Source organism: Cupriavidus pauculus (assembly GCF_008693385.1).
GTDB classification, from domain to species: Bacteria; Pseudomonadota; Gammaproteobacteria; order Burkholderiales; family Burkholderiaceae; genus Cupriavidus; species Cupriavidus pauculus_D.
On sequence record NZ_CP044067.1, the window covers coordinates 2,132,307 to 2,145,767 of the forward strand.

The following is a 13,461-nucleotide window of genomic DNA, read 5'->3' on the forward strand; positions in this document are numbered from 1 at the left end:
GCTCGCGCTCTTCGGGCAGAAGCCGCCGCGTGGTCTTCGCGGTGCCGTCGTCGCGGGCGGGCGCGTTGCTGGACTCCATGGATGTGGACCTCTGGCGATGGGATGGCGGATGACGTACGGATTCTACCGTCCGCCATCGCGCTGCGTCATTCCCGCGTGTGTCATCCCGCGGTATCGAGCTTGCCGAGTTCGCAATCGACGCGCTGGTTCTGGTAGGCCGTGCGTTCCCACGCGCCGCGCGCCGAACGATCCGTCACCGAGAACAGGAAGATGCCGGCGAAAGCGACCGCCATCGAGAACAGCGCGGGATACTCGTACGGATAGATCGCCGTCGCGTGACCGAGCACCTGCACCCAGACCGTCGGACTCAGCACCGTCAGGACCACGGCCGTGACGAGCCCCAGCGTGCCGCCCGCCACCGCGCCGCGCGTGGTGAGGCCGCGCCAGTAGATCGACAGCAGCAGCACCGGAAAGTTGGAGCTGGCGGCGATCGAGAACGTCAGGCTGACGATAAACGCGATGGTCTGCTTCTCGAACAAAATGCCGAGCAGGATCGACAGTACGCCGAGCACGAGCGTGGTCAGGCGCGAGACGCGCATTTCGTCGCGGTCCGAGGCTTTGCCGCCGCGCATCACGGTGGCATAGAGATCGTGCGACACCGCCGAGGCGCCCGCGAGCGTCAGGCCCGCGACCACGGCGAGGATCGTCGAGAACGCCACCGCGCAGATAAAGCCGAGGAACACGTTGCCGCCGACGGCATGGGCGAGATGCACCGCCACCATGTTCACGCCGCCGATGACCTTGCCCGCGCCGTCGTGATAGCTCGCATCGTTGGCCACGAGCGCGATGGTGCCGAAGCCGATCACGATGATCAGCGCGTAGCCGGTGCCGACGATGCCCGTCGCGTACAGCACGCTCTTGCGCGCGGCCTTGACGTCGCCGACCGTGAAGAAGCGCATGAGGATGTGCGGCAGGCCCGCGGTACCGAAAATCAGCGCAAGCCCGAGCGACACCGCGGACACGGGATCGGAGACGAGCCCGCCGGGCCGCATGATGCCGTCGTGCTTCGCATGCGCGGCGATTGCGCTCGAAAACAGGCTGTCCAGGCTGAAGCCGAAGCGGCTCAGCACCATGAAGGCCATGAACGCGGCGCCGGCCAGCAGCATCACGGCCTTGATGATCTGGATCCACGTGGTGGCGAGCATGCCGCCAAAGAACACGTAGACGACCATCAGCACGCCGACGATGACCACGGCGGACGTATAGCTGAAGCCGAACAGCAGTTCGACCAGCTTGCCGGCGCCGACCATCTGCGAGACGAGGTACAGCAGCACGATCACGATCGAGCTCGATGCCGAGAACGCGCGGATCGGCCGCTGGCGCAGGCGGTACGAGAGCACGTCCGCGAGCGTGTAGCGTCCGAGATTGCGCAGCGGTTCGGCAATCAGGAACAGGATGATCGGCCAGCTCGCGAGGAAGCCGATGGAGTAGATCAGGCCGTCGTAGCCGCTCGTGAACACAAGTGCGGAGATGCCGAGCAGCGAGGCCGCGGACATATAGTCGCCGGCGATGGCCCAGCCGTTCTGCATCGCGGTGATCCTGCCGCCCGCCGCGTAATGGTCGGCCACGCTATGGTTGCGGCGCGCGGCCCAGCGCGTGACCGCGAGTGTCGCGATCACGAACACGAGGAACATGCCGATGGCAATGGTGTTGAGTCCCTGGCCGATGCTCATGATGATGCTCCTTCGCGCAGCGCCGCGATCTGGCGGTCGTACACCGTGTTGGTCCGATACACGTAGACCGCGACGAGCGCGAACGTGAACACGAACATGCCGAAGCCGATGGGAATGCCGACCGTCGTCGGGTATCCGGCCGCGACGGGCGTGGCCAGCCAGGCGGGCCGGAACGCCAGCGTGAGGATGAAGCCGAAGTAGACGGCCAGCATCGTGGCGGTGAGGGTCCACGAAAAGCGGCGGCGCGCGCGTTGCAGGCGCTCGAAGGCCGGCTGGCCGAGCATCGGGTGCGGCGCCACTGGCGGGGGCGTCGCATCGTGCGGATGCCGCGCGGCGGCGGACATCGTGGGGGCGGTATGGGTCATCGATTGTCTCCGTCCGTATGACGTGTCTTCAGAAGCGGCGCGAAATCGCGGTTTCGCGCATCACGGCTTCCGGCGTGCGATAGCGTTCGGCCATGGCGCGGTCGGTATCGCTCTTGAGTTGTGCCTGCATATAGGCGCCAAGGTGCCGCGCGTGCTCGACGATCGCGTGGCCGATGGGCACGCGCGTGGCCTCGTACGCCTGCAGCGCGTCGGCGATCGACGGCGTGCCGCGCAGTGCCTGCGCGAGTGCCATCGCGTCGCCGGCCGCCTTGGTCACGCCCATGCCGCAGTGCGGTCGCGCGACAAACGCCGCATCGCCGAGCAGGGCCACGCGGCCGAACGCCATGCGCGGAACCGCAAGGTCGAAGATCGGCTGGAATAGCGGCTGGGGTGTGCGCGTGACGACTTCCGCGAATTGCGGGGCGAGCAGCGCCGTGGCGGCATCTTCCATCTCGTCGAGCACGTCGCGGCGGATCAGGCCCGGCGGAATGCCGTGCGCCCAGTACTTGCCGCCGGCATCGGTAAGCAGGTCCGGCAACTGGTCTTCCTCGCGTGTGGCGCGGTACCACACGAAGTTGTAGCGGCGCTGGCCCGGGACGATGCTGTTGGCATCGCCGGCGACCGGATAGCCAAGGATCTGCTCGCGTGGCGGCAGGCAGAATGCGAACTTGCCGAAGATATCGGCGTGCGTGCGCGGGGACAGGCGCGACTCGTCCACGAGGCCGCGCCAGGCGATATAGCCCGCATATTGCAGATCGACATCGGGCAGCAACTGGGCGCGCACGCAGGATCGAAAGCCGTCCGCCGCGATGACCATGTCCGCATGGTGGCGCGTGCCGTCCTGCAGCGTGACGGTGGCCTGCGCGGCATCGCTATCGACGCGCGCGACCACCGCGCCCGAACGATAGCTGCCGGTGTAGCCGCGGCGCAGCACTTCATACATCTTGCCCCAGGCCGTCAGCGTCTGCGGCAACTGGCGTTCCGACAGCACCGTGCCGTCGCGCGAGAGCGTAACGCGCGCATCGACCTGTACGCCGATGCCGTCATCGACGGCGATGCCCGCCGCCGCGAGCGCCTCGAACAGCTCGGGGTGCGTCACGATACCGGCGCCACGGCCGGCGAGGGCCTCGGGCGTGCGTTCGAAGACTTCCACTTTCCAGCCGTCGCGAGACAGCATGTTGGCCGCGAAGAGGCCGCCGAGCGAGCCGCCGACGACGATGGCGGTCTTGCGGCCGACCGCGTGGGTTGACGAGGCGGCGTTCATGCGTGTGCTCCCGTCGCGCTCGCTTGCGTCTGTTCGGGCAGCGTCAGTCCCGCGACTTCCGCCGCGGGGTAGTTCAGCTCGATGGTGACGCCCGAGGGGTCTTCGATAAAGACCTGATGCAGGCCGAGGCTTGGTACCGTGCGGTCGCGCCAGGCGATCCCTTCCGCGCGCAGCCGCGCCCACATTTCCGTGACGCCTGTGGCGAGGAACGCGATATGGTCGAGCGTGCCCGTGCCCGTTGCGGGGGTCCCGCGGTCGCCGAGATAACGCGCGAGGCCGGCGCTGTCGTTCGGATCGACGCCGATGATGTGGACCGTGCCGAACTCGCGCTCGTCGTCGCCGAGGTAGAGCCATGCGCCCGGGAAGTCGAACGGTGGCCGGTAGCCGCGGCGGAACCCGAGCACGCGCTCGTAGAATGCGCACGACCGTTCGAGGTCGGTCGTGCGGATGGAGTAATGGGCCAGTTTCGTGAGGGCCATCGCTGCCTCCTTTAATTTATCAATCGATTAGTGATCGTGTGATAAATATAGGGGCATGCAGCAGGAACGCCAAGCCGCATCGGGTGAGTAGTTTCCCCGATGGCGGTTTTATTTTTCGATCGATAAATGGAGAAGTAGTGGCTTACTTCTCTATCGGGACGTCGCTGGGCACAACGGCGGTCGGGCGCGCGTCGTCGCCCGCCGCCAGCGGCAGCCGTACGATCAGCGTGGCACCGCCGCCCGGCGGGGACTCGGCCTCGATCGTGCCGCCATGGCGCTCGACGATGCCGCGGCAGATCGACAGTCCCAGACCCATGCCGTTGGTCTTGGTGGTGTGGAACGCGTGGAAGAGGCGGGTCATTTGCTCGGCGGGGATGCCCGGACCCGTATCGCTGACGATCACGGTCACGGCGTCGTCCGGCGCGGTACGGCTGGATACCGTGAGCTGCCTGCGGCCGGGCACCGCGGTCATGGCCTGCACGGCGTTGACCATCAGGTTGACGAGCACCTGCTGCAGTTGCGTCCAGTCGCCGCGAATGGTGGCGGACCTGGCGGCCAGATCGATGTCGGCGGCCACGCGATGGTCGTGCAGTTCCCTCCGTACCACCTCGAGCGCGCCGACCACGAGCCGGTTCACGTCGATCTGTTCGTACTTCGGCGTCGATTTGCGCGCCATTGCGCGAATGCGCTGGATGATCTCCGTGGCGCGGCTCGCATCGCGCACGATCTGCTCGACGGACTCAGCGGCTTCCTCGAGGTTCGGCTGCGGCCGGCGCAGCCAGCGCAGCGCCGAATTGCCGCAGGCGATCACGGCGGCCATCGGCTGCGTGACCTCGTGCGCGATCGATGCCGCGAGCTGGCCCAGCGTGGCCACGCGCGCGGCATGCGCGAGCTCGGCCATCGTGCCCTGCAATGCCTGTTGCGTGCGCACCGTTTCCGTCACGTCCATCAGCGCGCCCACGTACTCATGGCGATCGCCATCGCTGACCGTGCGCCGCGCCACGACGTGCACGTGCAGGATCTCGTCGTCCGGCATGCGCAGCCGGTGCTTGATCTCGATGAGCGGCGCGCCCCCGAGCATCGCGGCATGGGTGCGCTGCACATCCGCGAGATCGTCGGGATGCACGCGCGGCATGATGCGGTTCAGATGCGCGTCTTCGGTGGTCGGATAGCCGAGGATGCGATACGACTCCGTGGACCACACCATCGAGCCCTCGGGCAAGCGGATGAAGATACTGCCGGTCTTGCTGAGCTTCTGCGCTTCCGCGAGGAACGCCTCGCTGCGCGCGAGCGCGGCCTCGGCGAGGCGCCGTTGCGCCATGTCGGCGAGCATGCGCAGCGCGAGCAGCGTGGTGGTGCAGATGGCCAGCAGCGCGAACAGGCAGCGCACGAGGTGGCCATGATCGTCCATATGCGGCGGCGCCACGCCATAGGCGGTCAGCGTGAGCACGGCCGACGCACCGCCCGCGAGCCGCGTGGCCGGCATCGAACCGGTGAGCGCCACCATCAGGATGACGAGCACATAGAGCACCGCGATCGCGAAGTCGAGCGTGGTCAGCGCGTCGATCAGGAAGATGGCTACCGCCAGCACGCATGCGGCGCTTATCAGTAGTCGGTTGGTCGTCTCGTTACGCATGCGGCAGGAAGTCGTCTGTGTATGGCGTGAATACCATGACCCGATCGTGATACTAAGCCAATGTCTCGGCTGTTGTAATCATATGAAAGTATGACTGCCTGTCTACATGGCAAGGCATGGCCGGGGCGGTGTGCGGGCAATTGCGAAAACCGCCGTTCCGATGCAAAGCGCGAGTCACGGTCGGGGCGCACTATGAGCATGCACCCCCGAACCACTCCCTGGAGCCAACATGCTAGATCCTTCGCGCGCCGCCGATCCCGGCCTTGCCGTCACCGAAATCTCCGATTCGCTCAACCGCCTGCTGGCGGATGTTTTCGCGCTGTACCTGAAAACCAAGAATTTCCACTGGCACATGTCCGGTCCGCATTTCCGCGACTATCACCTGATGCTCGACGAGCAGTCGGAGCAGATCTTCGCGATCACCGACGATATCGCCGAGCGCGTGCGCAAGATCGGCGGCACCACGCTGCGGTCCATCGGGAATATTGCCCGCCTGCAGCGCCTGCGCGACAACGATGAGGAATCGGTCACGCCGCATGCAATGCTACGCGAACTGCATGCCGACAATCTCGCGATTGTCGCCGCGATGCTGGAATCGCACGATCTTTGCGACGACCATGCCGACGTCGCCACGGCGAGCCTGCTCGAGAACTGGATCGACGAGGCGCAGCGCCGTGCGTGGTTCCTGGCCGAGGCGGCAAAGTAATTGGCGATGTCCGTCACGGAACTGTCACGTGACACGGCCCGCGGACGGGCGGGCCATGCTTCGCAGATTCCGATACAGCGTATAGCCGATCATGATCGGCAACAGTACGGCAACGCCGGCGAGCATCAGGGCAAGGACGCGATCTTCCGACGCCGCTTCGGCAAGCGTGAGGTGTCCGGGCACAATATAGGGAAACACGCTCGACGCGAGCGCCGCCAGCGATACCAGAAACAGCAGCACCGCCATGACGAACGGTGTGCGCCGCGCGCCGGCATGGCCCGTCTGCGCCACATCGCGCAGCGAGGCGACGACCTGGGCCAGATACAACGCGAGCGCGAGCGCGACCGCCCCCAGCGCGAGCGGCAGCAGCGGCAACGCCTGCACCGTTTCGCGCCGATGCCACAGCAGATCGCCGGCCAGCAGCAGCGCGCCCGATACGGCCAGCAGCAGCGCGCACAGCGTCCATCGTCGCGCACGGCGATCCACGGACGCCAGGCCCTTCGACGCCATATCGTGGCCGATCGCGCGGCCGATCAGATATGTGGAACCCAGCAGCGCGTACCCCGCGGTGACGCCGACCATGGCGGCCACCACGAGCAGGCCATGCCACGTGCCGGGCCGCATCCCGGTGAGGATGCGGCCAAGAATCGCGCCCTGCGACACGGCCGCCACCAGGCTGCCGGCGCCAAGCAGACCGTCCCACGTGGTGCGTCCCCACCGGGCCCGGCGTTGCGTATCGGGCAGCCCCGGTAGCTGCGGACCCGGCTCGGGTGCGGTACCGCGCAGTTCGACGGCCGCGCCGCGGACGATCAGGCCGAGGATCATCGTGATCACCGGCACATACAACTGCGGCAACAGCATCGCGTACGCGGCGGGAAACGCGCCGAACAGACCGCCCCCGAGCACGACCAGCCAGGTCTCGTTGGCGTCGCGCACGTGCAGGATCGTGTCGATCATCACCTCGCGCGTGGCGCGGTCCGGCGCCAGCAGGCTCAGGATGCCGATGCCGAGATCGAATCCGTCGGAGACCACATAGCACGCGGCCATGAGCGCGAGGATGCAGAACCAGACGTCGACGAGCAACGAATGGGGAAGGGAGTCCATCGAGTGCTTCCGGTATGGCCCGTATCAGCGTCCGTGTGCGCGATAGCGGAATACCGGACGCGGCTCGTCGCGCACGGGCTCGTTGACGTGGCATGCCTGTTCGAGCGCCGCCGCGAGAATCATCGCGCCGGCATTGAGCGCGGCGGGCCGCGAACGCTGCGGGCGGAAGATCGCCTCGCCGCGCGCGATGGGCCGGCCCGTGAGCGCGCACGTTCCCGACGAACGCGCCGACGCGGCGGTCCAGATCTGCTCGCCGTAGCGGCAATGCGTCGCATCGCGCCAGCTCACGATCGCCAGCGTCGGGCTCGGCCGTTCGATGACGGTGACCATCGGCGCATGCGGACGCTGGACCCGCTGTGCGCGGTGAGCGTCCGCATCGGCCGCGTGGGCCGTCATCGATGCCAGCGAGCCGGGCGGAATGCGTTGGGGGGCGAGCAGCGCGACGGTGCGCGACCACGTGTCGTGCGCGGTGCTCCGATGGCTGTCATGCATCTCTTGCGGGTCGGACGACTCGCGATTGGCGTCCAGGGCGGTGTACGCGGAATCAAGCATGGGAGCTCCCGGTGGATGCTGCCTTGACGCGCCAGCAATGCGGCGTATCGCCAACGAAGCGTTTGAAGACCGTGGTGAAGTGCGCCTGCGAGCGGAAGCCGCAGCGCAGCGCGACGTCGAGCACGCTGCCCTCGGTCTGCCGCAGCAGATCCTGCGCGTGTTCGATACGGCGGCGCAGCAGGTACTCGTGCGGGCGCATGCCCGTGGTGCGGCGGAACTGCGCCGCAAAATGCATACGTGTCATACCCGTGCTCTCCGCGATATCGGCGAGGCCGATCGGCGTGTCGAGGTTGGCATCGATATATTCGAGCGCGCGGCGCAGGCGCCATTGGGGCAGCTTGGCGCGTGTGCGCTGGCCCGTGGCCGCGCGGTGGAAGTGCGCGGCCACCACGCGGGAGACGATTGCCAGCGCCACGCTGTCCGCGAACATGCGGCCGAGCCCCGGGTCCTGCGTCTGCGCCACCGCGAGTGCCTGGCCGAGCCGTTCGAGCGCCGGGTCCGTGTGCAAGAACGGATCGTCGAGAATCACATCGCCGTCCGGCGCATGGCCGAACTGGTCGGTATGGCACCGTGCCAGCACCGCTTGCGGCACGAACAGATGCAGCACGTCGCACGCGCCTTCGTAGGTCGCGGTGGCGGCCACGCCGGGCGCCGTGATCTGTACCGCGCCCGGTGCCAGGCGGCCGTCGAAGATCGGCTTGCCGCCGCAGAGCAGACGTACCGACGCGGTGCGCAGGTTCAGGCTGATGCAATGCCAGCGCGCATCGCCGGGATGGGACACGGTCTGCGTTTCGCCGACTTCGCACTTCCAGCGCGAGACGAGGATGGTATCGAGCTCGCTCGGCGCGGCCTGCGGCGGATAACGCCATGCCCGTTCCGGCTGGACCGGGTCCGGCATCCGCGCGGCACGCGTCAGGTCCAGCAAGGGCGCCGCGTCGCGCTGCATGGGCAGGGCTGCCGGGTGGGGCAGGTATGCGGGCGACACAGGCACCGGCATCGAAACGTCTTTCATGGGAAAAACTCCGTAATTTCGGTGGTGGACGTCAGTCCGTGTACTGGATGAACGCAACGGCAATCAGCACCAGATTCATCACGGCGAGGGCGATCCATCCGTACATCAGCAACAGGCTCTCGTTCTCGTTCATCACAATGACTCCTTGCTTCCTTCCTGCGGCATCGAGCGGGCTCATGCTGGCTGTGCCACGTCCATGATCCGGCGCCCGAGTGCAATGCCCCAGCGCACCAGGCGCCGGTCGGCGGGCAGCTGCGCGAGCTCCCAGCCGGCCAGCGCGCTATCGATGTCCTCGACGTCATGCATCACGTTCTGCAGGGCGCGCGCCAGCGCGAGCGCGTTGCCCGCGGCCTTGCCAGCGCCGGCACCGGTGTGCGGACGCGCGACGAATGCGGCATCGCCGAGCAGCGCCACGCGGCCAAACACCATGCGCGGCGCTTCGTAGTCGTGAATCAGCTGCACGAACGGATCGGGCGTCGCGGTGACGAGGCTCGCGAGCGCCGGCGCGAGCATGTGGCGCGCGTCGCGCTGCAGCGCATGCATTTCGGTTTCGCGCAGCGCGCCAGGCGGGAGCGAATGGGTGTGACGGTGGCCGGTTCGGTCCTCGAGCAGCGCCTCGAGTGCGGGGCCCTGGGCGACGCGGCGATACCAGACCCAGTTCTGGCGACGTTCTCCGGCCCGCACGCTGCCGTCCTCGCCCGGAATGCGATAGGTGAGGAACTGATGGCCCGGACCATCCTGGAAGGCGAAAGCGTCGTCGAGCAGCGCGCGGCTGGATTCGCCGAGCCCGTCTTCGGGCAGCACGCCGCGCCACGCGACATAGCCGGCGTAAGTCGGCGTATCGGCCGGGAGCAGCTGCGCGCGGACGCTCGACAGCGGCCCGTCGGCGCCGATCAGCAGGTCGCCCTGCGCGCTGCGGCCCGATGCAAAGTGGGCGGTGACACGAGCGGCTGCCGGCGGCGAAGCGGGGTCTTGCGTGAACGATACGAAGGTCTCGCCCGCATGGACCAGCGGTCCGAGCGCTTCACGCATCCGCAGGTACAGGCCATTCCACGCGATCTGCACCTGCGGCATATACATGCGGCGCACGGTGCCGTCGCGCGAGACGAAGATGCGGTCCCGCGAGGGCACACCGAAGCCGGGGCCGTAAGTGACACCGGAGAAATCCAGTGCATCGGTGACATCGGGCTGCAGGACAAGTCCGCCGCCGCGGCTGTCGAGATCGCGCGGCGAGCGCTCGAAGACTTCGACGTCCCAGCCGATCGCGCGGAGGCAGATCGCGGTGAAGAGCCCGCCGAGCGAGCCGCCGACGATGATGGCGCGAGGACGCTGGAAGAGAGGCATGTCGGTATCCGTGGATCAGCGTGGCTGGTGCGTGGGCGTCGTGTTGACATAGACGCGCAGGTCGGCCGGACGCAGGCCGCGCATGTCGCGGTCCATGTCCGGATTGACGTTGCGATCGGTGGCGAGGCTCGCCCGGCCCGCGCGGTTCGCGTATTCACCATTCCGGTGCGAAGCGCCGAGCGTGCTCGTGCCGATCGAGGACTCCGTCGTCAGGCATGCGGCAAGTGCCATCGATACGATTGCCGCGCCGCCGAACGCGATCAGGAGCTGGAGCCAAAGATGCCGGTACGTCATGTTCGGACCTCCATTGCCATATGTGTGCTTGTTGTACGGAATCGTAGGAGCCAGGGCATGGTGGTAACAATTGGCGCGTGGTCGGTGAGGCGTTACACGAAGGTATGAGTCAAGGGAAACCTCGTGCAGTTGACTTGGCACCAATGGTCCAAAGTCGTTCCATTTGGAAATGGCGTCGGGATCGCGAAGATGGCGGCCGGCCGCGCGACCGGACAATGGCGGGGACGTTGCAGGGCGCACTGTCCCGCACGAATGGGTTGCACTTCCGATACACCTTTCGCGATGTTTCGCGGACCACTGGAGTCGGTCATGGCCTCGCTGGCATTCGCGGCCTTTCCTGTATCCCGCATGCGCGACGCACCACGATGGACCGCGTCGATGCTTGCCGCCGTCACCATGGCGGCGCTCGGCGGCTGTGCGGACTTTGGCGCCGGACACACGACGCAGACCCTCGCGCCGGTGGCCGCGACGGCCCGCAGCCTGCCCGCCGAGCATGGGGCATGGCCCGATGCGGGATGGGTGGACCGCTTCGGCGATCCGCAGTTGCGCACGCTCGTCGATGAGGCCGTGGCGGGCAGTCCCACGCTGCAGGCCGCGATCGCGCGGGTGGAGATGGCGCGAGCGATGGCGCAGGGCGCGCGCAGCGGGTTGTATCCCCACGCGGATATCCAGGGCGGTATCGCGCGCGAGCGCATTTCCGAGACGGATGTCTTGCGTGGCACGTCGCTGGCGGGCAAGTGGTTCGATCAGGTGCACCTCAGCGCGGGGCTGACCTACGACCTCGATTTCTGGGGCAAGCACCGCTCGGCGTTGCAATCGGCGCTGTCCACCGTGCGCGAGGCCGATGCGGAGCAACAGTCCGCGCGGCTGCTGCTGACCACGAGCGTCGCGCGCGTGTATGCCCGGCTGGCCACGCTGTATGCGCTGCGCGACGTGACCGCGACGACCGTCGCGCAGCGGCGCGACCTGGCGTCGCTGGAGCAGGCGCGGCATGCGGCCGGGCTCGATACGCAGGTGGGCATCACGCTGCAGAGCGCCGGCGTGGCGAGCATCGAGGCCGAGCTCACGCAGCTCGACGATGCGATCGACGTCACCGGGCACCAGATTGCCGCGTTGATGGGGGAAGGGCCCGATCGGGGGCTGAACATTGCGCGGCCCACATTGTTCGCTTCGCACGAGGGGCCGGGCGCGGGGCCGTTCGACAGGCTGCCGGACGACGCGCGCATCGGTCTGCTGTCGCGCCGGCCCGATCTCGTGGCCGCGCGCTGGCGGGTCGAGGCGGCGTCGCAGGATATCGATGTCGCAAAGGCGGAGTTCCTGCCCGATATCAGCGTGTCGGCGATGGGCGGCTTGACCACCATCACCCCGTCGGATTTCCTGCTTGGCGCGAGCCGCGCGTTTTCGTTCGGCCCTTCGGTCACGCTGCCCGTCTTCGAGGGTGGGAAGCTGCGTGCGGATCTCCACGGGCGGTACGCGCAATACGATCTGGCCGTGGCGGACTACAACCAGACGCTCGCCGACGCGTTGCGCCAGACCGCGGACACGGTGGGGAGCCTGCATGCGGTGGCTACCGAGCGGACGCAGCAGGCGCAGGCCCTGGACCTGTCGCGGCGGGCGTGGCAGCTGGCGACGGATCGCTGGCATGTGGGACTGCTGGACCAGCTTGCGGTGCTCGATGCGCAGACGGCGGTGCTGGAGCAGCAGCGGCAGGCGGCGCAATTGCGGGGGCAGCAGGTGGATTTGCTGATGGCGCTGGTTTGGGATCTGGGTGGGGGATATTTGGAAAAGGGCGTGCCATGACAGTGCAGAACTCCGGTCCCGCGACCAGTCCGACTCCGATCGGCACACCCCCGCACCTCTCGCGCCGCAAGATCGCCGCCATCGCCGCGGCAATTGCCGTCGCCGGTATCGCGGCTGGGCTCTACTGGTGGCATGACGTCCACGACTTCGCCTCCACCGAGGACGCTTACGTCGGTGGCAACGTGGTGCAGGTGACCCCGCTCACCACCGGCACGGTCGTTTCCATCGCCGGCGACGACACGCAATACGTGCGCGAAGGGCAGCCGCTGGTCGAGCTCGACCGCGCGGATAGCGAAGTCGCGATGGAGCAGGCGGCGGCGCAGCTGGCCGCGACCGTGCGGCAGGTACGCACGCTCTACGTCAACAACGCGACGCTGTCGGCCAATATCGCCCAGCGCGCGGCGGACCTCGCGCGTGCGCAGGACGATCTGCGGCGACGCCAGGCGGTCACGAACCCGGGCGCCGTGTCGGGGGAGGAAGTCGAGCATGCGCAGACCGCCGTGCGCACGGCTGCCGCCGCTTTGCGCGCGGCGCAGGAGCAACTGGTATCCAACCGTGCGCTGACGGACCGCACGACGCTGGCCGCGCATCCCGACGTCGCCCGTGCGGCGGCTACTTACCGCGCCGCGTACCTCGCGTTTGCGCGCTCGGCTTTGCCTGCTCCCGTCGATGGCTTTATCGCGCGCCGCGCCGTGCAGGTGGGGCAGCGCGTGGCACCGGGCACCCCGCTGATGGCCGTGGTGCCGCTGAACCAGGTATGGGTGGACGCCAACTTCAAGGAAAACCAGCTACGGCGCGTGCGCGTGGGCCAGCCGGTTGCGCTGTACGCGGACCTGTACGGCAATCGTGTGCGCTACGACGGCAAGGTGGCGGGGTTCTCGGCGGGCACCGGCGCGGCGTTCTCGCTGCTGCCGGCGCAGAATGCGACGGGTAACTGGATCAAGGTCGTGCAGCGGCTGCCGGTGCGCATCGCCCTGGAGCCCGCGCAGCTGGCCGCGCATCCGCTGCGGATTGGACTGTCGATGAGTGTGTCGGTGGATACGCGCGACGATCGGGGCGCGTCGCTCGCCACGCTGCCGCCGCTCACGCCGTTGCGTACCGACGTTTATGCCGAAGTTGCGCGCGAGGCCGACGCGCATATCGCGCGGATCATCGCGGCCAATGCGGGATAG

13 protein-coding genes are annotated in these 13,461 nt (G+C 67.7%); 3 read left to right on the forward strand and 10 right to left on the reverse strand.

All coding sequences use genetic code 11. The features are described 5' to 3' along the window. Positions 1–161 precede the first annotated feature (161 nt). The 5 genes from FOB72_RS27815 to FOB72_RS27835 form a co-directional block, all read right to left on the reverse strand. Positions 162–1,733, reverse strand: a complete 1,572-nt coding sequence (locus FOB72_RS27815) for a cation acetate symporter (RefSeq protein WP_150376262.1) — start codon at positions 1,731–1,733, stop codon at positions 162–164. Continuing rightward, on the reverse strand, positions 1,730–2,098 hold the full coding sequence (locus tag FOB72_RS27820) for a DUF485 domain-containing protein (protein WP_150376264.1): 369 nt from the start codon (positions 2,096–2,098) through the stop codon (positions 1,730–1,732). The genes FOB72_RS27815 and FOB72_RS27820 overlap by 4 nt, the downstream gene beginning before the upstream one ends. Positions 2,099–2,126: 28 nt before the next feature. Then, positions 2,127–3,362 (reverse strand): FAD binding domain-containing protein, encoded by a 1,236-nt coding sequence (locus FOB72_RS27825; RefSeq protein WP_150376266.1) that lies wholly within the window; start codon positions 3,360–3,362, stop codon positions 2,127–2,129. Further along, positions 3,359–3,841 (reverse strand): VOC family protein, encoded by a 483-nt coding sequence (locus FOB72_RS27830; RefSeq protein ID WP_150376268.1) that lies wholly within the window; start codon positions 3,839–3,841, stop codon positions 3,359–3,361. The genes FOB72_RS27825 and FOB72_RS27830 overlap by 4 nt, the downstream gene beginning before the upstream one ends. A 142-nt stretch (positions 3,842–3,983) precedes the next feature. After that, a complete protein-coding gene (locus FOB72_RS27835) occupies positions 3,984–5,432 on the reverse strand; it encodes a sensor histidine kinase (protein ID WP_223851599.1) in 1,449 nt (482 codons plus the stop codon). A gap of 274 nt (positions 5,433–5,706) precedes the next feature. Between FOB72_RS27835 and FOB72_RS27840 the strand changes: the two genes are divergently transcribed. Further along, the gene (locus tag FOB72_RS27840; protein WP_150376272.1) at positions 5,707–6,183 is read left to right on the forward strand and encodes a Dps family protein; all 477 of its coding nucleotides are present in this window, start codon (positions 5,707–5,709) and stop codon (positions 6,181–6,183) included. A gap of 24 nt (positions 6,184–6,207) precedes the next feature. On the opposite strand, the gene FOB72_RS27845 is transcribed toward FOB72_RS27840, so the two are convergent. The 5 genes from FOB72_RS27845 to FOB72_RS27865 form a co-directional block, all read right to left on the reverse strand. Continuing rightward, positions 6,208–7,287, reverse strand: a complete 1,080-nt coding sequence (locus tag FOB72_RS27845; RefSeq protein ID WP_150376274.1) for a cytochrome d ubiquinol oxidase subunit II — start codon at positions 7,285–7,287, stop codon at positions 6,208–6,210. A 24-nt stretch (positions 7,288–7,311) separates the two neighbouring features. Continuing rightward, entirely contained in the window at positions 7,312–7,839 is a 528-nt protein-coding gene (locus FOB72_RS27850; protein ID WP_150376276.1) for a DUF3331 domain-containing protein, read from the reverse strand. After that, positions 7,832–8,785 carry a helix-turn-helix transcriptional regulator gene (locus FOB72_RS27855; RefSeq protein WP_150377484.1) on the reverse strand — a complete coding sequence of 318 codons (954 nt, stop codon included), beginning with the start codon at positions 8,783–8,785 and terminating at the stop codon, positions 7,832–7,834. Before FOB72_RS27855 ends, FOB72_RS27850 begins: the two co-directional genes overlap by 8 nt. 240 nt (positions 8,786–9,025) lie before the next feature. Further along, positions 9,026–10,195: a hypothetical protein gene (locus tag FOB72_RS27860; protein WP_150376278.1), complete on the reverse strand. Its 1,170-nt coding sequence runs from the start codon at positions 10,193–10,195 to the stop codon at positions 9,026–9,028. A 15-nt stretch (positions 10,196–10,210) separates the two neighbouring features. Continuing rightward, on the reverse strand, positions 10,211–10,489 hold the full coding sequence (locus FOB72_RS27865; protein ID WP_150376280.1) for a hypothetical protein: 279 nt from the start codon (positions 10,487–10,489) through the stop codon (positions 10,211–10,213). A gap of 309 nt (positions 10,490–10,798) precedes the next feature. On the opposite strand from FOB72_RS27865, the gene FOB72_RS27870 reads away from it, so the two are divergent. Together FOB72_RS27870 and FOB72_RS27875 are read left to right on the forward strand one after the other, a co-directional pair. Then, the gene (locus tag FOB72_RS27870; RefSeq protein ID WP_191002285.1) at positions 10,799–12,289 is read left to right on the forward strand and encodes an efflux transporter outer membrane subunit; all 1,491 of its coding nucleotides are present in this window, start codon (positions 10,799–10,801) and stop codon (positions 12,287–12,289) included. Beyond that, entirely contained in the window at positions 12,286–13,461 is a 1,176-nt protein-coding gene (locus tag FOB72_RS27875) for an HlyD family efflux transporter periplasmic adaptor subunit (protein WP_150376284.1), read from the forward strand. The genes FOB72_RS27870 and FOB72_RS27875 overlap by 4 nt, the downstream gene beginning before the upstream one ends.